The 26568-nt window shown below is 43.8% G+C and carries 27 protein-coding genes, 1 pseudogene and 1 riboswitch; of the genes and pseudogenes, 9 read left to right on the forward strand and 19 right to left on the reverse strand.

Annotation, left to right across the window (positions count from 1 at the left end; translation table 11 throughout):
* Positions 1-79 precede the first annotated feature (79 nt).
* Both glcT and MJQ52_RS04190 read right to left on the reverse strand, forming a co-directional pair.
* The gene (gene glcT, locus MJQ52_RS04185; RefSeq protein WP_012117426.1) at positions 80-946 is read right to left on the reverse strand and encodes a glucose PTS transporter transcription antiterminator GlcT; all 867 of its coding nucleotides are present in this window, start codon (positions 944-946) and stop codon (positions 80-82) included.
* A 50-nt stretch (positions 947-996) separates the two neighbouring features.
* A complete protein-coding gene (locus MJQ52_RS04190; protein WP_014304909.1) occupies positions 997-1962 on the reverse strand; it encodes a LacI family DNA-binding transcriptional regulator in 966 nt (321 codons plus the stop codon).
* Positions 1963-2061: 99 nt separating this feature from the next.
* On the opposite strand from MJQ52_RS04190, the gene MJQ52_RS04195 reads away from it, so the two are divergent.
* Positions 2062-2187 carry a hypothetical protein gene (locus MJQ52_RS04195; RefSeq protein ID WP_003154659.1) on the forward strand — a complete coding sequence of 42 codons (126 nt, stop codon included), beginning with the start codon at positions 2062-2064 and terminating at the stop codon, positions 2185-2187.
* Positions 2188-2244: 57 nt separating this feature from the next.
* On the opposite strand, the gene MJQ52_RS04200 is transcribed toward MJQ52_RS04195, so the two are convergent.
* The 6 genes from MJQ52_RS04200 to MJQ52_RS04225 all read right to left on the reverse strand — a co-directional run bounded on the left by MJQ52_RS04200 (position 2245) and on the right by MJQ52_RS04225 (position 8715).
* Positions 2245-3339: a M24 family metallopeptidase gene (locus tag MJQ52_RS04200; protein WP_057079974.1), complete on the reverse strand. Its 1095-nt coding sequence runs from the start codon at positions 3337-3339 to the stop codon at positions 2245-2247.
* A gap of 116 nt (positions 3340-3455) precedes the next feature.
* Positions 3456-5369 carry a heavy metal translocating P-type ATPase gene (locus MJQ52_RS04205; RefSeq protein WP_044053151.1) on the reverse strand — a complete coding sequence of 638 codons (1914 nt, stop codon included), beginning with the start codon at positions 5367-5369 and terminating at the stop codon, positions 3456-3458.
* Positions 5370-5611: 242 nt separating this feature from the next.
* Positions 5612-6106, reverse strand: a complete 495-nt coding sequence (gene stoA / locus MJQ52_RS04210) for an endospore biogenesis thiol-disulfide oxidoreductase StoA (RefSeq protein ID WP_094246989.1) — start codon at positions 6104-6106, stop codon at positions 5612-5614.
* Between the two features lie 62 nt (positions 6107-6168).
* On the reverse strand, positions 6169-7509 hold the full coding sequence (locus tag MJQ52_RS04215) for a polysaccharide biosynthesis protein (protein ID WP_057079972.1): 1341 nt from the start codon (positions 7507-7509) through the stop codon (positions 6169-6171).
* 115 nt (positions 7510-7624) lie between these two features.
* Positions 7625-8248, reverse strand: coding sequence for a cell wall hydrolase (locus tag MJQ52_RS04220; protein ID WP_003154665.1), 624 nt, complete (start codon positions 8246-8248; stop codon positions 7625-7627).
* Positions 8249-8520: 272 nt separating this feature from the next.
* Entirely contained in the window at positions 8521-8715 is a 195-nt protein-coding gene (locus MJQ52_RS04225; RefSeq protein WP_003154667.1) for a hypothetical protein, read from the reverse strand.
* 163 nt (positions 8716-8878) lie between these two features.
* Here MJQ52_RS04225 and MJQ52_RS04230 point away from each other — a divergent pair, with 163 nt between their 5' ends.
* On the forward strand, positions 8879-9064 hold the full coding sequence (locus MJQ52_RS04230; RefSeq protein WP_003154669.1) for a YkvS family protein: 186 nt from the start codon (positions 8879-8881) through the stop codon (positions 9062-9064).
* A gap of 72 nt (positions 9065-9136) precedes the next feature.
* On the opposite strand, the gene MJQ52_RS04235 is transcribed toward MJQ52_RS04230, so the two are convergent.
* The 3 genes from MJQ52_RS04235 to MJQ52_RS04245 form a co-directional block, all read right to left on the reverse strand.
* Positions 9137-9412 carry a DUF3219 family protein gene (locus tag MJQ52_RS04235; RefSeq protein ID WP_071391917.1) on the reverse strand — a complete coding sequence of 92 codons (276 nt, stop codon included), beginning with the start codon at positions 9410-9412 and terminating at the stop codon, positions 9137-9139.
* Positions 9413-10115: 703 nt separating this feature from the next.
* Positions 10116-10421: a hypothetical protein gene (locus tag MJQ52_RS04240; protein ID WP_016936335.1), complete on the reverse strand. Its 306-nt coding sequence runs from the start codon at positions 10419-10421 to the stop codon at positions 10116-10118.
* A gap of 13 nt (positions 10422-10434) precedes the next feature.
* A complete protein-coding gene (locus tag MJQ52_RS04245) occupies positions 10435-11850 on the reverse strand; it encodes a lipase (RefSeq protein ID WP_094247888.1) in 1416 nt (471 codons plus the stop codon).
* Positions 11851-11899: 49 nt separating this feature from the next.
* Between MJQ52_RS04245 and MJQ52_RS04250 the strand changes: the two genes are divergently transcribed.
* The gene (locus MJQ52_RS04250; protein WP_094246990.1) at positions 11900-12265 is read left to right on the forward strand and encodes a DUF1433 domain-containing protein; all 366 of its coding nucleotides are present in this window, start codon (positions 11900-11902) and stop codon (positions 12263-12265) included.
* Positions 12266-12481: 216 nt separating this feature from the next.
* Positions 12482-13456 (forward strand): DUF4917 family protein, encoded by a 975-nt coding sequence (locus MJQ52_RS04255; RefSeq protein WP_237727427.1) that lies wholly within the window; start codon positions 12482-12484, stop codon positions 13454-13456.
* A gap of 73 nt (positions 13457-13529) precedes the next feature.
* Here MJQ52_RS04255 and MJQ52_RS04260 read toward each other — a convergent pair whose 3' ends face one another.
* A complete protein-coding gene (locus MJQ52_RS04260; protein ID WP_071391919.1) occupies positions 13530-14192 on the reverse strand; it encodes a hypothetical protein in 663 nt (220 codons plus the stop codon).
* A 162-nt stretch (positions 14193-14354) separates the two neighbouring features.
* Here MJQ52_RS04260 and MJQ52_RS04265 point away from each other — a divergent pair.
* A pseudogene (locus tag MJQ52_RS04265) lies at positions 14355-14974 on the forward strand (IS3 family transposase).
* 157 nt (positions 14975-15131) lie between these two features.
* Here MJQ52_RS04265 and queF read toward each other — a convergent pair.
* The 6 genes from queF to MJQ52_RS04295 form a co-directional block, all read right to left on the reverse strand.
* Positions 15132-15626 carry a preQ(1) synthase gene (queF, locus tag MJQ52_RS04270; protein ID WP_003154673.1) on the reverse strand — a complete coding sequence of 165 codons (495 nt, stop codon included), beginning with the start codon at positions 15624-15626 and terminating at the stop codon, positions 15132-15134.
* Between the two features lie 17 nt (positions 15627-15643).
* Entirely contained in the window at positions 15644-16375 is a 732-nt protein-coding gene (gene queE, locus MJQ52_RS04275; RefSeq protein WP_003154676.1) for a 7-carboxy-7-deazaguanine synthase QueE, read from the reverse strand.
* Entirely contained in the window at positions 16368-16748 is a 381-nt protein-coding gene (queD, locus tag MJQ52_RS04280; protein WP_228841473.1) for a 6-carboxytetrahydropterin synthase QueD, read from the reverse strand. Before queD ends, queE begins: the two co-directional genes overlap by 8 nt.
* Before the next feature lie 60 nt (positions 16749-16808).
* Complete coding sequence (queC, locus tag MJQ52_RS04285; RefSeq protein ID WP_003154679.1) at positions 16809-17468, reverse strand: 7-cyano-7-deazaguanine synthase QueC; 660 nt, start codon at positions 17466-17468, stop codon at positions 16809-16811.
* Positions 17469-17564: 96 nt separating this feature from the next.
* Positions 17565-17609: riboswitch (PreQ1 riboswitch) on the reverse strand.
* 108 nt (positions 17610-17717) lie between these two features.
* Positions 17718-18839: a hypothetical protein gene (locus MJQ52_RS04290; protein ID WP_094246991.1), complete on the reverse strand. Its 1122-nt coding sequence runs from the start codon at positions 18837-18839 to the stop codon at positions 17718-17720.
* Positions 18840-18936: 97 nt separating this feature from the next.
* Positions 18937-19974 carry a YkvI family membrane protein gene (locus MJQ52_RS04295; RefSeq protein ID WP_094246992.1) on the reverse strand — a complete coding sequence of 346 codons (1038 nt, stop codon included), beginning with the start codon at positions 19972-19974 and terminating at the stop codon, positions 18937-18939.
* A gap of 401 nt (positions 19975-20375) precedes the next feature.
* Between MJQ52_RS04295 and clpE the strand changes: the two genes are divergently transcribed.
* The 3 genes from clpE to motB all read left to right on the forward strand — a co-directional run bounded on the left by clpE (position 20376) and on the right by motB (position 24214).
* Complete coding sequence (clpE, locus tag MJQ52_RS04300; protein ID WP_070081723.1) at positions 20376-22472, forward strand: ATP-dependent protease ATP-binding subunit ClpE; 2097 nt, start codon at positions 20376-20378, stop codon at positions 22470-22472.
* Between the two features lie 169 nt (positions 22473-22641).
* A complete protein-coding gene (motA, locus tag MJQ52_RS04305) occupies positions 22642-23457 on the forward strand; it encodes a flagellar motor stator protein MotA (protein WP_003154684.1) in 816 nt (271 codons plus the stop codon).
* The gene (motB, locus tag MJQ52_RS04310; protein ID WP_003154685.1) at positions 23429-24214 is read left to right on the forward strand and encodes a flagellar motor protein MotB; all 786 of its coding nucleotides are present in this window, start codon (positions 23429-23431) and stop codon (positions 24212-24214) included. The genes motA and motB overlap by 29 nt, the downstream gene beginning before the upstream one ends.
* Before the next feature lie 35 nt (positions 24215-24249).
* Here the strand turns inward: motB and MJQ52_RS04315 are convergent, their stop codons facing one another.
* Positions 24250-24696, reverse strand: a complete 447-nt coding sequence (locus MJQ52_RS04315; protein ID WP_003154686.1) for a MarR family winged helix-turn-helix transcriptional regulator — start codon at positions 24694-24696, stop codon at positions 24250-24252.
* A 198-nt stretch (positions 24697-24894) separates the two neighbouring features.
* Between MJQ52_RS04315 and MJQ52_RS04320 the strand changes: the two genes are divergently transcribed.
* Positions 24895-26412 carry an ATP-binding protein gene (locus MJQ52_RS04320; protein ID WP_094246993.1) on the forward strand — a complete coding sequence of 506 codons (1518 nt, stop codon included), beginning with the start codon at positions 24895-24897 and terminating at the stop codon, positions 26410-26412.
* Positions 26413-26568 lie beyond the last annotated feature (156 nt).

The following is a 26568-nucleotide window of genomic DNA, read 5'->3' on the forward strand; positions in this document are numbered from 1 at the left end:
GATCGTTCTTCCCGTTTTTTACCCTCAATCACTCATGCCTGATCGAATCAGTGACACGTTTTTAAGGTTTCAACTGAAATTATGAAATTTTATTGGTTAATCGGTACAAATGAAGCGTGAGATAAACCGCTTCCGCCTCATGAACTGGTTTTTTCAGTATTTGCTGCAAGATTTTTATCAGTTTCCAAGCAGTATTGTAGCATAGCGGGTATTCATTTTTCAATAATAACATTAACTTTTCTGGTTCTTTTGTCTGCTCTTCCCGATTAATCCTGTCTATGGTAAATCTGATATGCCGGATCAGCCGCAAATAGTGGACGCTTTCTTTATTCACTTTCATCTGGAAAGATTCCTCAATCACCTGAACGAGGCGGGACATCAGCTGTGAATGCTGATTGACCTCTGAAAGGGGCCGATTCGTCAGGGCGGAATGGATATGCAGAGCGATAAAGCCGATCTCTCCTTCAGGAAGGCAGATTCCCGTCTTTTCATTAATCATGCCGACGACTTCACGGGCAATTTGGAATTCTTCCGGATAAAGCGTTTCGGTTTCCATGAGAAACGGGTTTTTAATGTCAAACCCCTGCTGCAGCCGCTTTACCGCAAAGGCGATATGGTCAGTCAGCGCAATATGGATATGCTCATTTAACGGTTGGCTTGTCCGCTTCTTGATATGATAAATGACGTCATTGGAGATGTCGACAAGTGTCTCGTCCACATAACCGAGGAGCTTTTTAAATTGTTTTTGTTCTTTTTCATCCTTTAAGATGAACATCTTGTCATACCCTTTATCTTCAATGACATCCGCTTGTTTTTTTCCAAAGCCGATCCCTTTTCCGATTAAGACGACCTCACTGTATCTATCATGTGTTGCGATGAGCACATTGTTATTTAATACCTTTTCAACTGTAAAGGACCCCTTCATGATCCTCAGCTCCTTTGTCATTCAATACCTCATATCGTACAAAACGAACGGAAAGCGCGTCAATTCTTTTTTTAGACGGTTGATCGTTCAATAAGGCGGTAATCAAGAACTTTCCTTCCCGGAGGCCCGCCGCTGATCCGGTTCTCAAGCATGTGAAAAGCCTGCTTTCCCATTTCTTTCGTTTGTATATCTATTGTGGAAATACCTAACATCTTGCTGATATCATGATTGTCGATGCTCAAAATCGCAAGCTCTTCCGGGATGCGCGTCCCGTTTGCCTTGGCTTCAAGGTAAAGACCTGCGGATACTTGATCATTCGCCGCAAACAGCGCAGTCGGTTTGTCATCCCAGCTCTTCCATCTATGAAAAAGGGCTTTCCCGTCAAGCAGCGTCAGCACCTTTTCCACAACCAGCTCTTCCCTGTAAGGCTGCCCGATCTTCTTCAGCGCCTCTTTGTATGCGGCGATGCGGACTTGACTGTTTTTTCCCTTTTTTCTGGCCAGGCTGATCGCTATTTTCCGGTGTCCCTTTTCTATCAGATAATCCAGACCGTGCCGAAATGCTTCCCGATGCGGATTACTGATGGAGGAAAGCCCCGCCGCATCAGTGTACTGGCAGAGGATGAGCGGTTCTTTCACGGCAAGCAGATGCTCATCAGGAATTGCTTTGGAGCAGATAATCAGGCCGTCCACTTGGCGCTCCTGTAATTGTGATAAGGCAAAACGTTCTTTTTGCTGCTCATAATCTGTCTGGTATAAACAAAGATGCACGCCTGACGCTTCGGCAGCCTCGGCAATACCCGCAACAAGGTCTGCAAAATACGGAAGGTTCACCGACGGAAGCACAACGCCGATCATATCGGAAAAACCTTTGGATAAATGAACAGCATGAATGTTGCGCGTGTATCCGAGCGATTGCATCGCTTTTTTCACTCTTTCTCTTTTGTCCTTACTTACATAAGGATGATCGTTTAAAACTCTTGATACCGTTGTAACGGAAACCCCGGCAGCGCCGGCAATGTCTCTGATCGTAGCCATGGCGTCCCCCCTTTCTTTTTTTCCCTTGATCTGGAATGCGTTTCATACAGTAAGCTAGAAACAGATACATCCTATTCGTTTGAAAGGAGAAGAACAGCGATGGGGATTCTTTGCTTAATCGGTTTGTGTCTGGCCATACTCGGCGGCAGTTACCTTGCCCTGCGGCCCCTGAATGAAAAGCATGACATCAAACCATTTCAGCATTTTGATGATTTTTTCATTTAAAAGGTGATAAAAAAGGACGCTGCGTTCCAGAACCGTCCTTTTTTATCACAAAGCTTTCTATTTCAGAATCGTTAATTCTTTCGGATACTGCGTTAATGCTTCGGCGCCGTCTTTTGTGACAAACACATCGTCTTCTATGCGCACGCCGCCGACATCCGGCACGTAAATCCCCGGTTCTATCGTGTACACCATGCCTTCTTTGAGGAGTGTGTCGTTCGCGCTGCTCATTGATGGATATTCGTGAACCGAAATCCCGAGTCCGTGGCCGAGGCGGTGCGGGAAATAGTCTCCGTATCCGGCTTTTTCAATAATGCCGCGGGCTTTTAAATCAAGATCGCCGATTCTGACGCCGGGTTTGCTTAATTGAAGCGCCGCCTGTTCAGCTTTAAGCACCGTTTCGTAAATCTCTTCCTGTTTCGGGCTGATTGATTGGTATGCGAATGTTCTCGTAATGTCTGAACAGTAGCCGTCAAGAATAACGCCCAGATCAAACAGAACAAAATCCCCTTTTTTCAACCGGTCTGCACCCGGATTCCCATGGGGCTGGCCTGATTTTTCCCCGAACAGCACCATCGTTGAAAATGACATGCCCTGCACACCTTTTTTCTTCAGCTCAAACTCAATCTGCGCGAGTACTTCGGTTTCACTCACACCCTCTTTAAGCGCCGCGACACCGACTTCAACTCCGTAATCCGCGAGTTTTGCCGCTTCCCTGAGAATGCTGATTTCCTTCTCATCTTTCACGAGACGGAATTGGTTGAGCGTTTCTTCTGCCGAAACAAATGCCGCGCCCCCTGAAGCTTGTTTGAGCTGTTCTGAGCGGGAAAGAGAGATCGAATCCTTTTCAACCGCGATGGAATCAAGCGGCACATTTCGTTTTGTGAGCTCGGCTTTGATCAGCTCCCACGGATCTTCGTGATCGCCGTAGCCGATAATACCATGCTCCCATCCGGCGCTGCGGGCTTGTCCGGCTTCCATTCCCGGACAAACGAAAAACGGCTCCTGTTCCTGAAACAGGAACAATCCCATTAACCGCTCATGCGGATCCGTGTAAAAATCAGTTAAATAAAATACGTTTTCCTTTGTATGTATAAACGCCGCATCATGTCCTTCTTTTTTCAGCCAAGATGAAACACGTTCTAATCTGTTCATTTTTTGCTTTTCCTCCTTACCAAAGTGACTCTTTATTCATTCTATCAGTTTTCCGGCGTTTATGCTGTGAACGAACATTAAAAAAAACAGCCGCCCGTGATGTGCGGCTGTCATGTTTATTTTAATAATCTCAGTCCGTTCAGTATGACCAGAATCGTGCTCCCCTCATGCCCGATTACGCCAAACGGCAGTTCCATCACCTGCAGAAAGTTAGCGCAGATCAAAAGGCAGATGACTGAGAGCGAGAAAACAATGTTCTGCTTAATAATCCGGTTCATTTTCCTTGAGAGTCTGCACATTTTCACAAGCTTGTGAAGATCATTTTTCATAAGGACTAAGTCAGCCGTTTCTAGAGCCACGTCCGTGCCCCCGCCCATCGCAATACCGACGTCAGCGGTTTTCAGAGCGGGCGCGTCATTAATGCCGTCTCCGACCATGGCGATTGTGCCGTACGTTTCTTTCAGCTTCTTCACTTCTTTTGCCTTTTGGTCCGGCAGACAATCGGCAACAACCGTCGTCATGCCCGCCTCTTTCGCGATGGCAGCCGCAGTTTCAGACTGATCACCGGTGAGCATGGCTGTTTGAATGCCCAGTGATTCAAGCTCAGCCATCACGGCTTTGGCTTCAGGGCGGATTTGATCCTTTAAGGCGAAGCAGCCTGCAATCCGGTCATCTTTTTTAACAAAGACCAGTGTAAAGCCTTTATCCTTTAATTCTTTTCCCGATGTCTGCAAAAAAGCATCTGCCGCATGTTCACCTGCAAATCCCGCTTTTCCGACCATCCATTTGACGCCTTCTATTTCAGCCTGAACACCGAATCCGGACGTCTCGTCAATCGATAGATGGCCTGCGGGCGCGGCGCCCCGGCTTTCGGCAAATTCAGCTATCGCTTTTGCAAGCGGGTGGCTTGATTGCTTTTCTATCGCATACACCGCCTGCATGATCTCATCTTCACTCACATTTTCCGCTGCTTGAAATGCCGCGACTGCCGGCTGTCCCTTTGTGACCGTGCCGGTTTTGTCAAATGCGATCATCCGTACGCTTCCCAGCTGCTCTAAAAACACACTTCCTTTAACCAATAATCCGTTGCGGGCCCCATTTGAGATAAGGGAAAGCGCAGCGGGCATAATAGAAGCAACAAGCGCGCACGGGGAGGCGACCACCATAAACACCATCGCCCGGTAAAAGGTTTCACTCCAGCTCCAGCCTAAAGCGAAATGAGGAACGAATAAAAGCACAGCCACGGCTAACAGCACGCCTTTGACATAGACACTTTCGAATCGCTCAATAAATGCCTGAGCCGGTGACACGCTGTTTTGGGCTGATTCCACCAGCCGGATGATTTTTCTGAATAAAGACTGTTCATTTGTTTTCGTCACACGGACCGTTAAGGAGCCGTTTCCGTTTACCGTTCCTGTAAACACAGAATCTCCTGCTGTTTTTTCCGCCGGCATCGCTTCACCCGTCAGCGCCGATTCATCGAGGCTCGTCACGCCAGACTCAATAATCCCGTCTGCCGCTACGCGTTCGCCCGGCTTAATGACGATCATGTCACCGATCTTAAGTTCAGCAGCCGGCACCCGCTTTTCCCGTCCGTCCGCAAGCAGGGTCGCTTCCTCCGGTTCCAGTTTCATCAAGGATGTTAAATCACGGCTGCTTTTATTCATCGTATATGTTTCGAGCGCGCCGCTTAACGAAAAAATAAAGATAAGAACTGCGCCTTCCGCCCAATAACCGATCAGGGCGGAGCCGACAGCCGCAAATATCATCAGCAGTTCCACATTTAACGCCTTCGTCTCAATGGTATCCTCAATTCCCTCTTTTGCTTTTGCAAATCCCCCGATCAGGAAGGCAAGGATATACAAAGTGACGGACAGGCCTTTTGTTTCGGTAAAAAACCAGGCCGCAAGAATAAGGACGCCGGATACGAGCGCCGCAATGAGTTCTGCATGCTGGAGCCACCTTTTTCCGGCCCGCTCTTCTTGTATCTGCTGTTGTGAATGGGTTTGTGTCATCACTTGTTCATTCATTATGAATTCTCCTCTCTAATTGAGAACGCAAATCATCTTCAATTCCCCGATAAAAGTAAAACAGCCGCCTGACAGGCAGCATTTTCACAGTGTTATCGCAGTGTTTTCTTTATTATAGCATGCCGGCGGAAGATTTCAATTATAATTGTTTTAATTTCTTTTTGATAATAATTATCATTAGCGTTTCTTCAGCTGTTCATTATATGCAAAAAAGGTGCGGGAGGAATTCCTCCCGCACCTTTTTATTTCTCTGACCATTCTTTTAATTGTGAGACGGTCATCGGACCGACGATCTTTTTTTCGATTTCTCCTTTTTCATTCAGCAGAAATGACGTGGGAATCGTCATGACATCGTATTCCTCCATAAGCTCGCCTTTCGTGTCAAGAACAATCGGGAATGTGAGATGGTGCTGAGTGACAAAGTTTTGAACGGTATTTTTATTTTGCTCGGCATTCATCAAATTTACCGTTACAAGGCTTACATCATCGGACTGATGCTGTTCAAAATAGGTTTGGAATTGCGGCAGTTCTTTTTTGCACGGCGGACACCACGATGTCCAAAAATGCAAAATCGTTTTCTGCCCTTTATTCGGAATCGATATTTCGTCTCCTTCAATCGTCTTCATCAGAAACACGGCGGGAACTGCCTGTTTTTCTGATGAGGCTTTTGCTTCAGGCATCCAGACGGCGGCAGCTATCAAAAGGACTGCACATACAATTAGACGGTTTTTATGCATATGATCTTCCTTTCACGCGTTTCGGATAGCTTGCCCTTCCTTATTGAAATGTATCAGCCTTTTCAGCTTTCGATCCGGGGAGCTGTTCTTCCGCCGCCCGTCAAAAACACGGAGACACCGAGGTCTTTGCAGATCGTCACGTAATGTAAACTTGTCAGAAGAATCATGCCGGTATTCATACCGAGTATAATGCCGAGCATTTGCAATTCCGGCATAGAACCGAGCACATACATCATTGAAAGACCTACAATGCTGCTCCATACGTTATGATAAAACGCCGTTTTCACGTGGCCGATGCCGATCAGACAGGCCTGAAGCGGCATCACAAACAGATGAAAAAGAAAAAACGGCCACAAAAGCTGCAAATAATACTGCGCTTCCGGAGACTGAAAAAACAAATGGGTCAGCGGGCCCGCGAACTGAAACATGACCCAGACCGCCGGAATGCCGTAGCCGAATGTAATAAAAATCGCTTGTCTCAGCCGTTTCAGCACAATATCATATTGGGACAGCGCATACGCTTCTGAAATGCTGGGAATCATGACGACCATCAGCGAATGGGCGATAAATGCGGGAAACGAACCGATTGTCATCGCTACACCGGCAAGCATTCCGTATTGATCAATCGCGGCGGTCCCGGCTGCCCCGGACGCCAGCAGCGCTCCTTTAACCAAGAAGGGTTCAATTGCGTTTGTCACCGCATGAAATATACGAAGTCCCGTTGTCGGGATGGATACGGCCAGGAGGCGTTTCCGCACGTCTTTCCCGCGAAGATGAATGTGCTGATGGCCGGAAAGCGCCCTCCGCGCCAAAATAAACTGCGTATACAAGTAAACGAACACCACAACATCGCTTGCGACCAGCACAAATAACGAAATAAGCACGGCCATATCAATTTCAAAAGAGTACCATTGAAAAAAGATAAACAGACAAAGCACTTGAATGATTTTTTTCAAGACATTCGCAACCGCGATTTTCCCCATTTGCTGCACACCCATAAAATAACCTCTGGCGATGGATGTAAAAGCGACGACTGGAATCAGCCCGATGACAATCCCTTTAATAAACGGGTGATACGTATCGAATACAGGAATGAACGGCAGCGCGATGCTTGCGGCCGCGGTTGAAAACGCGGTAAAAACGGCGGTCATTCTGAAGGCATGCCGAAGCATGCTTTCATGCAGCTTCTGATTGGATTCCGCGATGAATTTTGAAATAGAGATCGGAAGCTCCAGACTGGCGATCACGATAATTAAAAAAATGGTGGGCAGAATGCTCATGTAAAGCCCCATCCCATGCTCGCCAAGCTCCCGCGCCAGTATCATATTCACGACAAATTCCAGACATTCCGCGAAAAAGGCGGCGATGGATAAAAGAATGATCCCTTTCACAAATCGATTCATGGTGTCTCTCCTTGTCTCACGTTCTTCCATCATCATATGAGACAAGTTCTGAAAATATTTTCGATTTCTCAAAATTGAAAAAAGCATAGCGGGGATATTTTTGATCCCGCTATGCTTACATCGCAAATACGTGTCTGCCGATCCGTTCGATAATTTTTCGGGAACGGATCCAGTGGTCAGATGCCGTTTTCGGATTGTAGAAAAACAACGCGTTCGTTTCTCTGCCCGGATGGTCTAGCGCCTCATTTGCGGCGGCGATGGAATCCTTATCCGGCTTTTGATTAATGCTTCCGTTTGCTACCGGTTCAAATGCATTCCTTTGATAGATCACGCCCCGAATGGTATCCGGGAAACCGTTTTTTTCAGTACGGTTCAGCACTACGCTGGCTACCGCAACCTTCCCTTTATAAGATTCACCTTTCGCTTCTGCGTGAACGAGACGTGACAGGAGCTGTCTGTCAGCGCGGGAATACGTTTTTTTCGGCGGCTGATAAGCCGTCTCGTCCGGTTTTGCTTTCTTCTCTTGGTGAGATGACAGCTTTATCGGTTGGATAGAGTGCTTATGATCCGTTTCTGAGAGCTTCGGAACCGGGCTTTTTTTATTTAAATCAGCAACCAGTGTGCTGGGTTCTTGCTTTGGCTTCTTCGCAAAAGTAAACAGAGCTTCTGTATGTTCAATTTTTGATGCAGGCATAAAACATAGAAAAAAGACAGCCAAGGCAGCAAATTTTGTCGTCATACGATTTCCTCCTTAAATACTTCACTACCTTAACAAGAGCTGTACGCAAATTCACGGTTAAAGATTTTCCAATGCTCCCAATCAGCTTTTATGATGGAAGAAGTTTGTTAACAGCCTTGTTATTGGCAGGAAAACAGCCGTCATTTTCACAACATTAACCAAATAGCAGTAAAAGTATCCATCGGAGGGATTTTACATTTTGTTTACATCTGTTACAGCCAGATGAAATAAGCAGCGAAAACAAAAAAAGACTCCTCAAGTGCGAGGAGCCGTCAGCTTCTTGGCTGTTCTAAATACTGGAAGATAACATCTCCGCCCTGCTGGGCAATACCGCGGAAATGCTTAAAATCTTCCTGCTTCGACAAAACTGCTCGAAATGCAAGAAAATGTTCTTTCTGCACCCTGAATTCTTTGATTTCACCGATGCGCATTTGGTTGATACGTTCTGAAATTTCCTCAGGCAGCAACGAATACAGCCTCCTTTTCTCGGCTTTTTCCCGAAAAACAATATACCATCTTTCCCCCGCCGGGACAATGATTGAGCGGGCTGATACCCATATCGCTTTACTTCTTAAAGAAAATACTGCAAAATATTTTCAAACAGGATTTATGATAAAGGAGAGGAAGCTCGTGAAAATTGCTAAGGTTGGAAACGTCATTGAATTTAAAAACGGATTAACCGGTATTGTTGAAAAAGTAAATGAAAACTCCGTCATCGTTGATGTAACCATCATGGATAATTATCGTGACCTTGAATTAGATTCCCTCACTGTCGTCAACCATAAGAATTATAAAATCATCAGAGACTCCTATTAAACCCCCCGAACAATCCGAACCATTTACATATCCCGCACAAAAGCTGCCGCCCGGCAGCTTTTTCAAATGAATTCAGATCTCGGTCATTTCTACAAAAAAATCACTGGTCTCATCTTTATTGTAAAGATTTGTGACGGATGTATAGTAGTTGGTTATTTTACCGCGGAATTCAAGCCCACGCTCGGGCGCCTTGATGTCAAATGTTTTTTCATACAAAAGGACGGCAATATCATGATACGTTTCAGAGGTCACCTTCAATACGAATGAAATCATACGGCCGTTTTTGCCCGCACTTTCTTTACAATCATACATTTTCAGCCTTACACCGTTTAACTCTAACGGCTCCATAACGAACACTCCTTCTTTTTACAGGACATGCTACCATGCTGGCCATTCCTTTACAATTGATCCGCTCCGAATGAGAAAAAACAGCGCAGGCCTTTACAAACATACGTTCCCTATTTTATAATGAAACAGACGAGCTGCCATCCAGCACCCGTCACGTATTGAAGCGGCGAGTACACTCCCCCCGGGTTTACTCGTCTTTTTCTTTTCTCCAAATGATCTCTCTTTTCCTTATAGAAGTTCTGTGCGAATATCATGCACCTTTTTGGCTGCGTGGCAGAGACGAAAAATACCCCCGCTTAAAAGGCGGGGTTTAGGTTGTAGAGTTTGTAGAAGAGAATTCGACAAACCGTTAAACAAAACCATTGAAATAGCTTTTATACTGTAAGGAGAGGTGAACGGGATGGAGAAACAAATATTCAAAGGATATTGCTGAAGTTAAACAGGATGTAAAGGAAATCAAGGATACAGTTTCCCATATAGAGGAAAATGAACCTGCAGAAGTTATGTCGATGCTCAAATTGATCAACAAGAACATCGAACTTGATCGTAGTTATAACGATAAGAAATTCTCTAGTTTAGAAAGACGTATTCATGAATTAGAAGAGAGATTGAATAACTGAGCATTTTCGCAGACGTCTGCGAATTTTGCTACATCATAAGTTAAAAAGACCCCCTCACATCTAAAGTGAAGAGGTTGTTTTAATTATTTAGTCCTTATACTCCTCAGAAAAGCACTTCTGTTCTCTGTAGCATTTGTCAGCATAGTCGCATTTTCATTAAGCCTTTGGACTAATGCTTCTTTAGCTTTACCTTCAAATGAAGAGAGTAAAGCAACATACACTTCAGCTATAACCTGTTGTGCTGAAGAAAAGTCTGATGCGTTTTTTGTGTCTTCTTTTAGATTCTGGCAATGAGTTTTTAAACTTGAGCCCACAATTTTTTTTAATTCCTCATTCTGTTGTAACCGTCTGTAAAACTCATCTGCATCCATATTAACTCCATATGGCAATTTAAATCCCCCCTTACAACCGTAACCAGCTTGCTAATTCATTATCCTTATCTTTTAAATCCTCAGCCATTTTAACAATAAACTCACTAATATCCTCTAAATCTCTAATCAAATAATGAAAAGAAGCCTCAGTTTGATACTGTTCTTCTGAGTCATAAAATGCTGCCCCATCTTTCACATAAGGTGCGTGAAACAATACAGCTTTATCAACATCGCTTGGATCTAGATCCTTGAATTCTCCTAACCTCTTCCCGCAAATAGATTTTACGTCATAAACCATTTTGCTGTGATCATGAGGGAATCGTTCAATTGCTTGTTTCTTTGTTTTTAAGTCTTCGATAGCTGCCTGTAATCGTTTAGCTAATTCTTTTGCATACTTTGCATCTACTTTAATTGTCTGACCATTCATGCCTGAGAAAGATGAGAATGATTCGATATTCTGGTTATAAACACCTTTGCTGCCATCAACACTCTGGATATTACCATTCTTATCAAATGTAAAGTTCGAATCATTTAAACTATGAGTATCTGGATTTTTTGCAAATGCTTGGCCATAGAAAGAAGTAATAAGACTCCCTAAAACACCAGGAATACCTAGAGACGGATTAAGCCGGTTTGCACGATCTTGACGTGCGATGCTTGGATCTTTCGTATATATGGTTGTTCCGTTGTGTCTGTCGTATTCTAAAAACCAACCTGAGCCCACCATATCATCAGGATTAATAATTGCTTTATGATACAAATCAAATTCGCCATTTCTGATTTTCTTCTGTGTTTCTTCAGCGTGCAGCTTAACAATGGAAGGGTTATTAAAAGCTACACTGTAAACGTTATTGTTTACACCAGCGTATTCTGCATCTGCCCCTCCAAGTGAATGACCTGTTGTCGAAATCACTGTGTTAGTGCCAGCATACTTTTTCACTTCATTGGCAACGAGCTTATCACCTTGATCGAATTGAGATGTCTTAGTGACAATTTTGTATTCTCCGCTCTTAATCATCATTGCTTGTTCCATACTGCCGTTATACTTGGCAATAGCTTTAGAGTTTTCAGATGCATCTTTTTTCATTATGTATTGGACTTTCTTTTTCGGGTCTTTACCCATGACTACGTTGCCGCCATCTGCACTTATAACATCAGCTTTGATTTGTTCCTGGTTTGTTCCTTGAAAACCTATAACGACATTTTCTGGTTCTTTTGGTTTTACCCATTTGCCTTCTTTTTTCTTCGCTTGAACAAATACATAAACATCTAGGCCTGTGTCTGGGTCTTTTTTGATTTTATCTATGAAATATTGTTTACCTGAATTAATCTTCACGGGTATGTTTTTCGAGAAATGTTTTTTTAAATATTCATCTCGATAAGTTAGTTGACTAATACTATAGTAATCTTGGTCAGTTATATTAGGAACCTTAGCCTTCTTGCTCATGTACAATGACACGCTCCTCATGTAAAATAAGCACTGAAAGGATGGTTTTATGAAAAAATACATTATTATCCTGTTGTCAGCAATCATCATTATAACACTTGGGGGAATATACATGAAACACCAATATAATGAAAATCAAGAAAAAGTTAAGACTGCAGAACTAGAGTTATTTGATAAAGCTAAAAAACGAATGACTGATTACATAAATGCCAACTATGAAGGTATAGATAAAATTGATTTCTCGGACAAATATGAAATAGATCCAATGGGAGGGATTAATGCAGAGGGTTATTTGAACGGCAACAAAGAAAAAGAGTTTTGGGGGATTTATGACAAGTCAAATGACACTATAACTTCATCGTATGTTGATGCTAAAGAAAAGACAGAGTGCGAAGATAAACCATGTGAATATTAAACAAAAATCCCCTTACTTATTGTGAGGGGATAATTTTGTTATTGGATCAGTGTATTTCCTTCAAAACAACATATTAAATTTCCGAAATGTGGTAAAATAAAATCAAAAACCTATTTTTAACTAAGGAAGGGGGAAAATGACTGAATTGTATGATTTTAAGACACTTGCATTGGAGTACCGCTCTATATTAGACAACTTATAGGCAATGGATTTTCAATTGAATTTTTTGATAGCTTTAAGTATGGCGGACTATATGATTATCTAGTAAAAAAGCAATTATTAGCCGGACAAGAACTAGACTTATTCCAAGCGTTTGATACGACTAATTTTGAGTTAGTTTTAAACTCACTTCTCACCGCACAAAAAGTTAATCAAACATTGATGAAAGTCACCGACTATTTAGATGAAAGATATAACACAATTAAAGATCTACTCATTAAAGCAGTTAAAGATATACATCCTTTATACTCGCAATTACACATTAGTAAGTTAGCCTGGAGCCTCAATGTATTCAAAAAGAATATTTTCACCACTAACTATGACTTATTATCATATTGGGCTTTATTAAGATTAAAACGTAAGCCCTTTGAAAGGAATATACAAGACGGCTTTTCCTACAGAAATTCAAGCGATGAGACATTGAGTTTTCAACCTACTACCTTTAACCATATAAAACTACTTCATCTGCATGGCGCACTTCATTTTTATGAAGACCAAGGAGAAATCATAAAGATTAACTCTAAAAGTGAAGATTTATTAACAGAGATAAAACAAATGTATGAAGAGAAATTCTTTCCTATTTATGTCTCAGAAGGCGCTTCAGAAAAAAAGCATTCTCAAATCAAAAATAATTATTATCTAAGGTATTGTTTTAACAGTCTTTTCAAAGCTGACGGCGGCATAACAATTTTAGGACAAGGGTTAAATCCAATGTACGATAAGCACTTGATAGATACAATAAAACGTTCAAAAGTGAATTATATAGCTTTTGGAGTTCATTCTATTGAAACTGATTCTAGTCGATTTATTATAGAGAGTATTAAAAATCACTTCGGCAAGTTAGAAGGTAAAGAGCTCATTTTTTATGATTCAAGGACTTTTTATGAGTTTACAAGGAGAAAATCTTGGGAGCAGTCCCCCTTCCCAGCACCAAATACAAATGAGTACTTCCCAATATTTAATGAACAATAGTAGCTCTATCCATTTAAGGATAGAGCTTTATTTAATCCTGTATTGTTGTTAGTTCCCCGTCATCGAAATATAACTATCTGTTGCCGCTATATATCCATTGTTCATTAGTTCCATAAGCTGTTGTTGTTTTTTTTACATCTAAAGGTTTCCCCCAGTCATCCAATAACACATCTGATTTAGACATTCCAATATAAATTATTTTTTCATTATGGTCAGTCTCACCTTGGCTTAGTTTCACTTCTGTTGTATTAATAAGGGTTGAATCTCTATCATCATTTTGATACCTATAAACATGTAATACATTATCTTCAGGTTTTGCAACTGGATCATATTTTATTGTATAACTGTGTGCCTTATCATTTTTGTTTGGCAACACAAATACTTCATTTATTGAGCATGATTTATTCCTTCCACATTCAATTGAATTTAACCTTGAATTCTCTTGGATTGTATCAGTAACATTCCCCAACAATATTAACTTTTCCTCATCAGATAAGTCTTTGAAATTGGATTTTGCTGATAACGATATATCATATACATGACCTGGCATTTTTTCCACTTCATTCATCCATACATCATCAAAATACTCACTTACTTTTTTATTATCTTTAGTTTTTTGTGCAATTTCATCTAGCTTTGTGGTGTCTAATTTGTTTATGTGCATAGGGATGACTACGGCTAACCCTAATATAACTATAAGGAGAGACACAAGCCCAATAACCTTCTTTTTTTTCATGCAGACGCCCTCCTATAAAAGACTCCTATTGGAATCCTTAAAATAAAAATCACTTATTTGTATAAGGGGACTGCCCCCATAAGATGAGACAAATAAAAAAACACCTTCAAGTTTGGAAACGGATGGTTGTTAGCCGAAATTAGACTTGGAGGTGTTTTTTCTATGGGGACAAGAGTGAGTTATCCGGTTGAAGTGAAACAGAAGGCTGTAGAAATGAGATTGGCAGGCGTGCCTATGAAAGAGATAATGCAGGAATTGAATATTAAGAATAAGACACAGGTTCAGACATGGGTTAGATGGCATAAGACTGGAGATACACATCGATTCGAACAGCCTTTCGGAAAGCAATATACTTATGGAAAAGGCCCGGAGTATTCTTCCGAATTAGAGAAACTGCAGGCAGAAAATCGTTATCTGAGACAACAGAATGAAGTGTTAAAAAAGTACAACGAATTGGAAAGGAAGTTGATAGGGAAACGACAATCAAACTGGTAGAAGAATTGCGTTCTGTTTATACATCTTATGAGTATGAGAAAGCTGTTAAAACAAAAGGCATTACCATGAGCATATCCCGCAAAGGGGCGCCAGCTGATAATGCCTCCATCGAATCGTTTCATTCCTCACTAAAGTCTGAAACGTTCTATCTTAACAGCATTGATCGAACTACGACGGCCATCGTAGAACGTACTGCCATAGAATACATTCATTATTATAACAATATTCGTATTCAAACGAAACTAAACAGCCAATCACCGATACAATATCGGCAATTGGCTGTATGAAGGTGTTTTGATCCCTGTCTCAAAAACGGGGGTCAGTCCCTATTGGGTCACACTTTTTGACGCAGTTCCCACGAGTAGAGCCATTTTCATGTGTGACTTTTCCCGCTTTTACTGTGACCCCACTTCGTCTCGCACTCCGTATCACACAATGGAATGATTAACGGTTGTCAATCGTCTCCGGATACATATCATGATTCATCATCCGATGTTCGGCCATTTTTTCATATTTTGTTCCCGGTCTGCCGTAGTTTGTATACGGGTCAATGGAGATTCCGCCTCTTGGCGTGAATTTGCCCCATACTTCAATGTAGCGGGGGTCCATTAATTCGATCAAATCATTCATGATGATGTTCATGCAGTCCTCGTGGAAATCTCCGTGGTTGCGGAAGCTGAAAAGATACAGCTTCAGCGATTTGCTTTCCACCATTTTTTCGTCCGGAATATAGCTGATGTAGATGGTTGCAAAATCCGGCTGTCCCGTTTTCGGGCAAAGCGACGTAAATTCCGGGCAGTTGAATTTAACGAAATAATCACGGTTCACGTGTTTATTCGGAAATGATTCCAAAACCTCCGGCGCATATTCAAATAAATAGTTTGTCCCTTGATTCCCCAGGAGCGTAACTCCTTCTAATTCTGATTCTTTTCTTGTCATATAAATCTCCCTTTCTATTAAACTCCCCGTTTATTGCCCCAAAGCAATGTATGCAGCTGAGGCAGGACTCTGACGAGATTCAGATCCGAATCGGCAGAAACCTTATCAACAAGTGTTTCGTATTTTCCGAGCAGATGTGCGATCAATGCCCGGTCGTCCGTCGTATGGACGTTATCGTTTCCGACCTGAAGGTAAAACGGAATATTCGGATACCGCTTGTGCACGGTTTTCGCGAATTGCAGATCTTCATCATTAAAAATGACGACCTTTAAGCTGACCGCGTTAAGCCTTTCTGCCGCATCAAGCGAAGACACAATGTGATCGAGCTTTGCAAAATCGGTTGTCATCCCCGAACTTGGCGGCTTCGGTGAAATCGTCAGATCGTTAATCATTGTAAACCAATCCTGATAGACCGTTCCCTGCGTTTCTAAAGCGGCGCGCACCCCGTGCTCTTTCAGCAGCAGAATCAGCGCGTCAAGCTGCTTTAACAGCGCCGGGTTTCCTCCTGAGATGGTGACATGGGAAAAGGCGTCTCCGCCGATTTCTCTCAGCTCGCGGTAAATGTCTTCCGCCGTCATCCAGCGGATATCTTTTTTGGCTGAGCCGTCCCATGTAAAAGCGGAGTCGCACCAGCTGCAGGAGTAGTCGCAGCCCGCCGTGCGGACGAACATGGTTTTCTGGCCGATAACCATGCCCTCCCCTTGTATCGTCGGTCCGAAAATTTCTAATACCGGAATTCCTTTAGCCATTCCTATCACCTTTTTTCGGACGGTATACGCAATAGCTTGTCGGGGTTTCCCTGACAAAAACCTGCACGCAGACCGGCTGATTCTCCAGTGTTTCGAGGTAGGACTGCACCTTATCATAAATCGTTTTGGCCACGACCTCGGTCGTCGGCAGTGAATATCTGTCATCATCAGAAAATTCCTCATGGTCATTCAGCAATGTATGGTCATAAGCGCCGTGCACCAATTTCTTCAGCACGCTGAAATTCACGAGAAAGCCTGAATCGTCCAGTTCATCCCCCGCAACTGTAATATTTACTGTATACGTGTGCCCGTGGACTCTGCTGCACGCTCCGGCGCTTTCGCGGGGAATAAAGTGCGCGGCTGAAATGTGCATGTCCTTATTCAACTCAAACGAATAAGGATGCTGAACCTGCGGGTAAATTTGAGAAAGCAATTAGTTCCGCTCTCCTTTCATTTTCATATATTCATCATATCCTTTATTGCGGAGCAGGCATGCCGGGCATTCGCCGCATCCGTCCGCAATGATGCCGTTATAGCAAGTCAGTGTGTTATTCTTTACAAAATCAAGCGCGCCGAGCTCATCCGCAAGTTTCCACGTTTCTGCTTTGTTCAGCCACATAAGGGGCGTATGAATGACGAACGGCTTTTCCATCGCCAAGTTGACGGTGACGTTGCAGGATTTGACAAACTCGTCACGGCAGTCCGGGTAGCCGCTGAAATCAGTCTCGCAAACACCGGTAATAATGTGGCGCGCGCCGATTTGATATGCAAGAATCGATGCAAAGGATAAAAATACAAGGTTGCGTCCCGGTACAAAGGTTGTCGGCAATTCCCCGTCCTTCGCTTCAATTTCGATATCATCTCTTGTCAGCGCATTCGGCGCAAGCTGATTTAAAAGAGACATATCAAGCAAGTGGTTTTTGACACCGAGCTTTTCGGCAATCGATTTTGCCACATCGATTTCTTCTTGGTGACGCTGATTATAATGGAATGTAACGGTTTCCACTTCTTCAAAGTTTTGCAAAGCCCATAATAAACAAGTCGTGCTGTCTTGGCCTCCGCTGAACACCACAACTGCTTTTTCTTTTTTCATGTCTTTCTCTCCCTTATCTATCATTCCATAAAAAAAGCGCCTTTTTCGGAGAAGGCGCCCTAAAAAACATAAAAAAACCGTATCCAAGGATACAGCTCGTCCTTAGTTTTTTATAGAGGGTGTAGCTAGAACCTCTCCCGCATCAATACGGATTTTCTTCTTTTTTCACTTTTGCTATCATACCATAATGTTGTTTCCCGTGACAATAAAAAAACAGCCTGAACCCTGTGTCAGGCTGCAAAAGCGGGTTTAAGCTCTGCGTTTCTTCCCCGGAAATACCATCAGCGCAATCCCGATCAGAACAAATAAAGCAGGCCAGAAAACAGAAACCGGAATGATCGGCTGATACGTCATCATAAAGCAAAGTGCTGTCAAGGTCAGCACCGCAACCGGGATGAGCAGCGCCTTCTGTTTCCCGCCGAACAGCCACAGCTCAAATAAACCGAATGCCGTTGCCAACAGGTAAACAGGCCATGTCACATCGGAGTAAGACCAATTAGTTGCCGTTTCAAAGACAAACAAGATCCCCGTAATCAATAAGATGCCGCCCGGTACGAGAAGCCCCGCGTTTTTGACAGGTTTCGGGCCGAAAATCGGAATGTGAAAAGCGGCGCCCAGCAACAGAATGAGAGCGGGCCAGCCGCGTTCGCTGATGACTTCATTTGCATTGGTGAATATGCCGAAAATGCCCGCGGCGCACAGAACCGCCGCAGCAGTCAAAAGCCCTCTTTGCCTTCTGCCGAACAGCCAGGCTTCAAACAGCCCGAATGCAACGGCAAAGAGGTAAACAGGCGATGTCATCGTTGCGTATGTCCAATCCGTCAGCGTTTCAAACCATAACAAGCCGCCCGTCACAAGCAAAATGCCGCCCGGAATAAGAAGGCCCGATCTTTTTTTCGGCTGCATAAAGGCAGCGGCGTGAAACAAAAGCGCGGCTGCGATGATCAAAAGCGGCCACAGCCTCGTCATCAGCATACCGGCAAAGCATAGTGCTCCCGCGGCTGTCAGGATTAAAGCAGGAATCAATACGCCGATCTTTCTCCCGCCGAAATACCACAGCTCAAACAGACCGAGAGCAGGCGCCCATATATAAACAGGCCACGTCATGCCTGAATACGTCCATCCCGTTGCGGTCTCAAAACAAAACAGGCAGCCCAGCACAAGAAACATACCGCCGGGAACGAGCAGCCCCGCCTGTTCAGGCGTTTTTTTCGCAAAAATAAATCCGGCGTGAAATCCTGCGGACATTATAATGAAAAGAAACGGCCACGCCGAACCTGCGGATATATGTATAACTCCCGCCTTCTGTAAAAAAAACGCAATGCCGATACAAATAAAAATAAATCCCAATAATACACGTCGATCCTTCATCTCTTACTCCTCCCCATCATTTCCCAATTCATTATACAGAAATGGCAGGGAAAAAGAAGGGGAATTCCCAAAAAATACAGACATTTTCCTTATATCCTTATTTTTCTTTCGGGATTTTTTTGCAAATCAATGCGCCGATGAAAGCGAGACTCACATACCCAAACACCGGATAAACGGTGGAAATCAGCTGTCCGTAACCGATTTGGCTGATAATGAAAGCAAACGCCAAAATGCCGCCGTAAATATATGTACTTTTTATATGAAGAAAACTGTTTAATTGTTTTTCCAATCCGTATAAATTGCCGATAACCGACGTAAACACTTCCCCGAAAATAATAAACAAATAAATGATATGAAGCGAACGCGAATACGAATAGACAACTTGAGCCATCGGAATGTCAAACTCCAGCACATCCGGCAGCACCGATAATGATAAAAAGCTCGCGGCAAGCACCAGTGTCAACAGAACGCCGCCTATATAAGCTCCCCTTCTGATCACCTTCTCTGAAGACATTTCGTTCGCAAGCGGCACAAGGACGGCTTGGGCGAGCGATAAATTTAACGCGCCGTAAGAGACGGCGGACAAAAGCCAGTTCCACTTGTCAGGCCATACCCATTCGTCCGCGTTTCTCGTGCTTGTAAATACAAATGAATCAGCTGTCACGATAAAAGAGAAAGAAATTAAAAGCGGCACCACCAATATATTGACGCCGAACACACCTTTAACACCGCTTGTCATGACGGCAAGGCTCAGTACGATCGTCAGAAGGATCCCCGCTTGTGCGGGCCAGCCAAGCTGTTCATGAAATAGCGCTCCAGCTCCGGACAGCATGACAGAGGTCACTCCCAGCAATATAAACATCATAAACATGTTCACGGCGCGGCCGATGGACTGGCCGAATAAATATGTGTTCAATTCCTGATAAGATGCTGCATGAATCCGTTTGGAAATAATCATGATTTTGGCGCCTAAATATGTAAACATCAGACCGCTTACCACGATACCGAACAGACCGAGCCAGCCAAACTTCAGAAAAAACTCAACGATTTCCCGTCCCGTGGCAAAACCGGCTCCTACAACCGTGCCTACGTATACAAATGCAAGCTGACTTGCAGAACCTTTTGTTTGTCCCATTTCACCCTCCGGCTAAGCGCAGATTTGTCCAGGCCTTTATATATGCTTATGAGACAAGTCTCCCGAAAAGACGAACAAATCGTCCTTCCCCGGAAAAAACAGATTCAGCTCTCTCCTCTAAGCAAAAATATTGAAAGAAAAAAAGGGCCGGCGTATACTCTTCATCAAGAAAGGTCAAAGCATTTCATTTCCTTTCCGACTATATTGGTCAAAAATAATCAAACCTCACGAATATCACTTATCATGCTGTAAACATTTATTTTTCGGGGTTTGAAACAAAATACTTGAAAGTCAAAGAAGGTCAGAGTATACTAATAATCAAAGAAGGTCAAAGTTTCGGCCTTATTTTCTAACCCATTTGGTCAAAGATGATCAAACATTTTTCGAGGAGGTTTTGGCAAATGCGTTGTCAACATTGTCAGAAAAACGAGGCGACGATTCGCCTGAACATGCAAGTCAATTCCATTCAAAAACAATTCGTTTTATGTGAAACATGTTATACAGAATTAACCCGAAAACCGTCTATGAGCATGGGGCCGCAATCATTCGGATTCCCGTTTGAGCAAGGTTTCGCTCCCAATCAAAATAAACAGCAGGCCGGCCCTGAAAAAGGCCTGCTCGACGAGCTCGCTCAAAACGTCACAAACGGCGCAAAAGCAGGTCTGATTGACCCTGTGATCGGCCGCGATAATGAAGTGGCGCGCGTAATTGAAATTTTGAACCGCCGGAATAAAAACAATCCGGTGCTGATCGGTGAACCGGGCGTCGGTAAAACGGCTATTGCAGAAGGCCTCGCGCTTAAAATCGCTGAAGGCGATGTGCCGAACAAATTGAAAAACAAAGAGCTTTACCTGCTTGACGTCGCTTCTCTCGTCGCCAATACAGGGATCAGAGGCCAGTTTGAAGAAAGAATGAAACAATTAATGAACGAATTAAAAGAACGGAAAAATGTCATCTTGTTCATTGATGAGATTCACCTTCTCGTAGGCGCCGGCTCTGCCGAGGGATCAATGGATGCCGGGAACATCCTGAAACCGGCGCTTGCCAGAGGCGAGCTGCAGGTCATCGGGGCGACAACGCTTAAAGAGTACCGCCAGATTGAAAAAGATGCGGCGCTTGAAAGACGCTTCCAGCCTGTCATGGTTCACGAGCCTACAATAGAACAAGCCATCAGCATTCTGGAAGGCATTAAAGATAAATACGAGAAATATCACGGCGTCACATTCAGCAATGAAGCGATAAACGCCTGTGTTACGCTTTCATCCCGTTACATTCAGGACCGCCACCTGCCGGATAAGGCGATCGACTTATTAGATGAAGCCGGCTCTAAGGCGAACCTGGAGCTTGATACCGTAAATGAAGAAGATGCGGCTGAGAGACTCAAAGCAATTGACGCGGAGAAAACAAAAGCGCTTCATGAAGAAAATTATGAGCTTGCCGCGAAACTGCGTGATGAAGAAGCGGCATTGGAAAAGCAGCTGGCGCATGAAACACCGACCTCTTCACCTGAAATCGGGGCGGAGCATATTCAAGCCATCATTGAACAGAAAACAGGCATTCCGGTCGGAAAACTCCAGGCTGATGAACAAGTCAAAATGAAGGAACTTGAAGAGCATCTTCATCAGCGTGTCATCGGTCAGGAAAAAGCCGTGAAAAAAGTGGCGAAAGCGGTCAGACGAAGCCGCGCCGGCTTAAAATCCAAAAACAGACCTGTCGGCTCCTTCCTCTTTGTCGGACCGACCGGAGTCGGAAAAACCGAGTTATCAAAGACACTCGCAGATGAACTGTTCGGTACAAAAGATTCCATTATCCGTCTCGATATGAGTGAATACATGGAAAAACACGCCGTATCAAAAATTATCGGTTCACCGCCGGGATATGTCGGACACGATGAAGCCGGTCAATTAACGGAAAAAGTGCGCCGCAATCCGTACAGCATCGTGCTGCTCGATGAGATTGAAAAAGCCCACCCTGATGTCCAGCATATGTTTCTGCAGATTATGGAGGACGGACGTCTGACAGACAGCCAGGGCAGAACGGTCAGCTTCAAAGATACCGTTTTGATTATGACTAGCAACGCTGGAACCGGCGAAAAACAGGTGAAAGTCGGATTCCAATCTGAAGAGAGCGTCATGGAAGAACAAACGCTGATTGATTCACTGAGCGCGTTCTTCAAACCGGAGTTTTTAAACCGGTTTGACAGCATTATTGAATTCCAATCCCTAAAAAAAGAACATCTCGTGAAAATCGTCAGCCTGCTTCTCACAGAGCTTGAAGACACATTAAAAGAGCGCGGCATCAGCCTGAGCGTCACCGATGATGCGAAAGAAAAAATCGCTGAAATCGGCTACCACCCCGCTTTCGGAGCACGCCCGCTCAGAAGAACCATCCAAGAATTGATCGAGGACGAAATGACAGATCTTCTATTGGATGACAACGAAATCAAAGCCTTCCATGTCGTAATGGAAGAGGACGGCATCAAAGTCCGGGCACAATAACAAAAAAGCGGCTCCCTCCTCGCGGGGAGCCGCTTTTTTGTTTCTTTCTCCATGCCGGAAGGGAGAAACTGTGAAGAATTCGGGAACAATTTTTCAATCACCCTAAAGTTCCATGCACTGCCACCGATATTAACCATAGAAAGCTAGTATAAAGGATTTGGTGAAAACTATGGATAAAACATCGATTATCGGTATCATCCTCGCAGTGATTGCTTTAAGCGTGGGCATGGTGCTGAAAGGGGTCAGCTTAAGCGCACTCGCTAACCCGGCAGCTATTCTGATTATTTTGTTCGGTACGATTTCTGCGGTGATCATCGCATTCCCCGGAAAAGAAATCAAAAAAGTGCCTGCCCTTTTTAAAGTGCTGTTTAAAGAAAACAAACAGCTGACAATTGCGCAATTAATTCCTATGTTCTCTCAATGGGCGCAAATCGCCAGACGTGAAGGTCTGCTCGCATTGGAAGCAAGCATTGAAGACGTGGATGACGCATTTTTAAAAAACGGCCTGAGCATGGCGGTTGACGGACAGAGCGCAGAATTTATCAGAGATATTATGACTGAAGAAGTTGAAGCGATGGAAGACAGACACCAGGCCGGCGCAGCGATCTTTACACAAGCCGGCACATATGCGCCGACACTCGGCGTTTTGGGTGCGGTCATCGGCCTTATCGCCGCTCTTTCCAACATGAACAATACCGAGGCGCTCGGACATGCCATCAGTGCGGCGTTTGTCGCCACCCTTCTCGGGATTTTCACAGGGTATGTACTTTGGCATCCCTTCGCCAACAAACTGAAACGCAAATCAAAGCAGGAAGTTAAACTGCGTGAAATCATGATCGAAGGCGTTCTGTCAGTGCTTGAAGGACAGGCCCCGAAAGTGATCGAACAAAAACTTCTCATGTATCTTCCTGCGAATGAACGCGCAAAAGTCGCTGAACAAGAAGGAGAGGCAAACAATGGCGAGAAAAAAGAAGAAGAAGCATGATGACGAGCATGTGGATGAGTCTTGGCTGATCCCGTACGCGGATTTGCTCACCCTTCTTTTGGCTCTGTTCATTGTATTGTTCGCCATGAGCTCGGTCGATGCGGCGAAATTCCAAATGCTGTCTAAATCATTTAACGCCGTGTTTACCGGAGGCACGGGTGTTCTTGAATATTCAAGCGTCACCCCTCCTGAAAACGAAAAAGACGGCGTTGATCAGTTAAAAAAAGACAAGGAAAAAGATAAAGAACAGAAAAAGAAAGAAAGAGAAGCAGCCGACCGCGAAGAACTTGAAGGCGTGCAAAAGCAAGTCAATCAATTTATAAAAAACAAAAAGCTTGAAACTCAGCTGGAAACAAAGCTGACTAAAGAAGGACTCTTAATTACCATTAAAGACAGTATCTTTTTTGATTCCGGACGGGCGGATATCCGTCAGGAAGATATTCCGCTTGCCAAGGAAATCTCGAATCTCCTTGTGCTGAATCCGCCGAGGAATATTATCATCAGCGGACATACGGACAATGTGCCGATTAAAAACTCACAATATCAATCTAACTGGCATTTAAGCGTCATGCGGGCCGTCAACTTCATGGCTATTCTCACGGAAAACCCGAAACTTGACGCAAAAGTATTCAGCGCCAAAGGTTTCGGAGAGTATAAACCGGCCGTGTCGAACAAAACCGCTGAAGGGCGCAGCAAAAACAGGCGCGTCGAGGTATTGATACAACCTAGAAACGCCGCGACTGACCAAAATCAGTAATATAAAAAAGGAAGCCTTTCAAACGGCTTCCTTTTTTATTTCTGATGAAAATGTTTAGCGTTTAACCCCACTCTTTTCAGCATTTCCGTACACATTTCTATCTCTTCATCACTCAGCACACTGATCATTTCTTTAATTTCTTCAGCATGATCAGGGAAAATATCGTCCAAAAGACGGATTCCCTTTTCGGAAATTTGTGCGAAAGTCACTCTTCTGTCAGTCGGCGAGGCTTTTCTGATGAGAAGTTCTTTTTTCTCTAATTTGTCAACAACGTATGTAATACTTCCGCTCGCTAATAAAATTTTGTCGCCGATCTGCTGAAGCGGCTGGTTGCCTTTGTGGTACAGCAGCTCAAGCACCGCAAATTCCGTCGGGTTCAGACCGTGCTTATGAATATGTTTATTCATATGGTCGTTAATAGATCGGTACGCACGTGACAGTACAATAAATAATTTCAATGAGTTTTCTGTTTTATCCGTCATACATTCAATCATCCTTTTACAAAAGAAACCGTTACAGAGAAACATTAATAAACAAAATGAAAAATGTCAACAAAAATGTTTCCAAAATTTCTCTTCTTTTTGTCTGGCCTTAATAAAATAATTTGTTTTTCTATCATTTTGGTTATTTTTTCTTATTAAAGAAGTATAAAAATGATATAATACCTCTATTCAAGTGTAATGTTGGAGCGATGCAGAGTGAATACATTTAAAGGTGCCCGGGGAAAGATCAAACTTTATCTCATATTGGTGATCATCCCGGCACTTATTATCAGCTTTTTCATTTATGAAAAAGAAAAGCAGAAAATAGCCGATAAACACATACAGGAAGCCAGTATGATGCTCAACCTTCACCGCAATAAGCTCAATTATTTAATCGGTGAAACAAAAGCCCGGATGACAACACTTGCGATCGCTGTCGATAAGCCTGTCAATGAAGAAAAGATCATTGATATTCTCGATCAGGCTTTTGAGGATGAACCCAGATTCAGCGGTCTGTATATGCTGAATTCCAAAGGTGATGTCATCGCAAGCACGACTGATCTGAAATCAAAGGTGAATTTGGCCGACCGACCGTATTTTACGAAGGGGAAAAAGACGAAAAAAACGGTTATCACAAATGACTACTCCAGCAGAATTACAGGCCAGCGCATCTTCACGATCTGCGTGCCGGTGTTAGACGCAAAACAGGAAGTCACGGATTATTTAGTAGCCGCCATCCAAGTCGATTATTTGAGAAATATGATCAATATGCTGAGCCCTGACGTTTATGTCAAGGCAACCAATCAGAATAAAGTGATATTTGCCAGCGGACGGGCTGATCAATCAGAAGGGGTGCAACCGGTCAGCGGCTATCTGGATGATATTAATTGGAATATCAATGTTTATCCGAAACCGGTTGAGCTGAACGAGCTGACCAAAAGCGTGCTGCTGCCGATGTCCAGTATTGCCGTGCTGCTGAATATTCTGTTCATCCTCGTTCAATATTATCTGCTTAAGCGCAAGACCCAGCTGGAGCGCGCTCAAAATGAAGCGCAGAAATTGGAGCTGATCGGAACGCTTGCCGCCAGCACCGCCCATGAAATCCGCAACCCGCTTACAGGGATCAGCGGCTTCATTCAGCTTTTGCAGAAAAAATACAAATCGGAGGAAGATCAGCTGTATTTCTCAATTATTGAGCAGGAGATTAAGCGGATCAATCAGATTGTCAGTGAGTTTTTAGTGCTTGGAAAACCTACTGCTGAACGGTTGGAAGTGAACTCGCTGCAGGATATTCTTGATGAGATTATGCCGATTATTTATTCTGAAGGGAATCTGTATAATGTGGAAGTGAATGTGGAGATTCTCGTCAATCGGCCGCTCAAGGTCAACTGTACGAAAGACCATATTAAACAGGTGATTTTAAATGTCGCAAAAAACGCACTGGAATCCATGCAGGAAGGCGGCCGGCTGTCCATCTATTTAGAAGCCCGCGACCATAAAGCAGTCATTAAGGTGGCCGACAACGGAATGGGCATTTCTGAAGATATGCTTGAACACATTTTTCTTCCGTTTGTAACGTCAAAGGAAAAAGGCACCGGCCTCGGCCTTGTCGTATGTAAACGAATCATGCTGATGTACGGCGGTTCGATTGACATTCAAAGCGAAGTCGATAAGGGGACAGAGGTCACCATTACCCTCCCTGCCGCTTCACGATGAAAAAAACACCCTGGATCGGGGTGTTTTTTATTTAAAGAAGAATATGTGTAAGAGGATATACCAGAGGAACGGCATCATAGCCGGCAGATAGTACGAGGCGCTTCGTGAGCCGTGCCAGCGGAAAAATCTGCTGACTGTACGCGGTCATCTTTCGGA

The organism is Bacillus sp. jun7 (assembly GCF_051034795.1).
In the GTDB taxonomy this organism is placed as follows: domain Bacteria; phylum Bacillota; class Bacilli; order Bacillales; family Bacillaceae; genus Bacillus; species Bacillus velezensis.

What these genes read in the sequence shown, in the direction of transcription:
- motA (WP_003154684.1), top strand. Translation starts at nt 22,642, where the DNA reads ATGGATAAAACATCGATTATCGGTATCATCCTCGCAGTGATTGCTTTA.
- queD (WP_228841473.1), bottom strand. Translation starts at nt 16,748, where the DNA reads ATGCACATTTCAGCCGCGCACTTTATTCCCCGCGAAAGCGCCGGAGCG.
- queF (WP_003154673.1), bottom strand. Translation starts at nt 15,626, where the DNA reads ATGACAAGAAAAGAATCAGAATTAGAAGGAGTTACGCTCCTGGGGAAT.
- MJQ52_RS04260 (WP_071391919.1), bottom strand. Translation starts at nt 14,192, where the DNA reads ATGAAAAAAAAGAAGGTTATTGGGCTTGTGTCTCTCCTTATAGTTATA.
- MJQ52_RS04250 (WP_094246990.1), top strand. Translation starts at nt 11,900, where the DNA reads ATGAAAAAATACATTATTATCCTGTTGTCAGCAATCATCATTATAACA.
- MJQ52_RS04215 (WP_057079972.1), bottom strand. Translation starts at nt 7,509, where the DNA reads ATGAATCGATTTGTGAAAGGGATCATTCTTTTATCCATCGCCGCCTTT.
- motB (WP_003154685.1), top strand. Translation starts at nt 23,429, where the DNA reads ATGGCGAGAAAAAAGAAGAAGAAGCATGATGACGAGCATGTGGATGAG.
- MJQ52_RS04195 (WP_003154659.1), top strand. Translation starts at nt 2,062, where the DNA reads ATGGGGATTCTTTGCTTAATCGGTTTGTGTCTGGCCATACTCGGCGGC.
- MJQ52_RS04320 (WP_094246993.1), top strand. Translation starts at nt 24,895, where the DNA reads ATGTTGGAGCGATGCAGAGTGAATACATTTAAAGGTGCCCGGGGAAAG.
- MJQ52_RS04290 (WP_094246991.1), bottom strand. Translation starts at nt 18,839, where the DNA reads ATGAAGGATCGACGTGTATTATTGGGATTTATTTTTATTTGTATCGGC.
- MJQ52_RS04315 (WP_003154686.1), bottom strand. Translation starts at nt 24,696, where the DNA reads ATGACGGATAAAACAGAAAACTCATTGAAATTATTTATTGTACTGTCA.
- glcT (WP_012117426.1), bottom strand. Translation starts at nt 946, where the DNA reads ATGACAAAGGAGCTGAGGATCATGAAGGGGTCCTTTACAGTTGAAAAG.
- MJQ52_RS04190 (WP_014304909.1), bottom strand. Translation starts at nt 1,962, where the DNA reads ATGGCTACGATCAGAGACATTGCCGGCGCTGCCGGGGTTTCCGTTACA.
- MJQ52_RS04295 (WP_094246992.1), bottom strand. Translation starts at nt 19,974, where the DNA reads ATGGGACAAACAAAAGGTTCTGCAAGTCAGCTTGCATTTGTATACGTA.
- MJQ52_RS04220 (WP_003154665.1), bottom strand. Translation starts at nt 8,248, where the DNA reads ATGACGACAAAATTTGCTGCCTTGGCTGTCTTTTTTCTATGTTTTATG.
- MJQ52_RS04235 (WP_071391917.1), bottom strand. Translation starts at nt 9,412, where the DNA reads ATGGAGCCGTTAGAGTTAAACGGTGTAAGGCTGAAAATGTATGATTGT.
- MJQ52_RS04200 (WP_057079974.1), bottom strand. Translation starts at nt 3,339, where the DNA reads ATGAACAGATTAGAACGTGTTTCATCTTGGCTGAAAAAAGAAGGACAT.
- queE (WP_003154676.1), bottom strand. Translation starts at nt 16,375, where the DNA reads ATGGCTAAAGGAATTCCGGTATTAGAAATTTTCGGACCGACGATACAA.
- stoA (WP_094246989.1), bottom strand. Translation starts at nt 6,106, where the DNA reads ATGCATAAAAACCGTCTAATTGTATGTGCAGTCCTTTTGATAGCTGCC.
- MJQ52_RS04245 (WP_094247888.1), bottom strand. Translation starts at nt 11,850, where the DNA reads ATGAGCAAGAAGGCTAAGGTTCCTAATATAACTGACCAAGATTACTAT.
- MJQ52_RS04205 (WP_044053151.1), bottom strand. Translation starts at nt 5,369, where the DNA reads ATGAATGAACAAGTGATGACACAAACCCATTCACAACAGCAGATACAA.
- queC (WP_003154679.1), bottom strand. Translation starts at nt 17,468, where the DNA reads ATGAAAAAAGAAAAAGCAGTTGTGGTGTTCAGCGGAGGCCAAGACAGC.
- clpE (WP_070081723.1), top strand. Translation starts at nt 20,376, where the DNA reads ATGCGTTGTCAACATTGTCAGAAAAACGAGGCGACGATTCGCCTGAAC.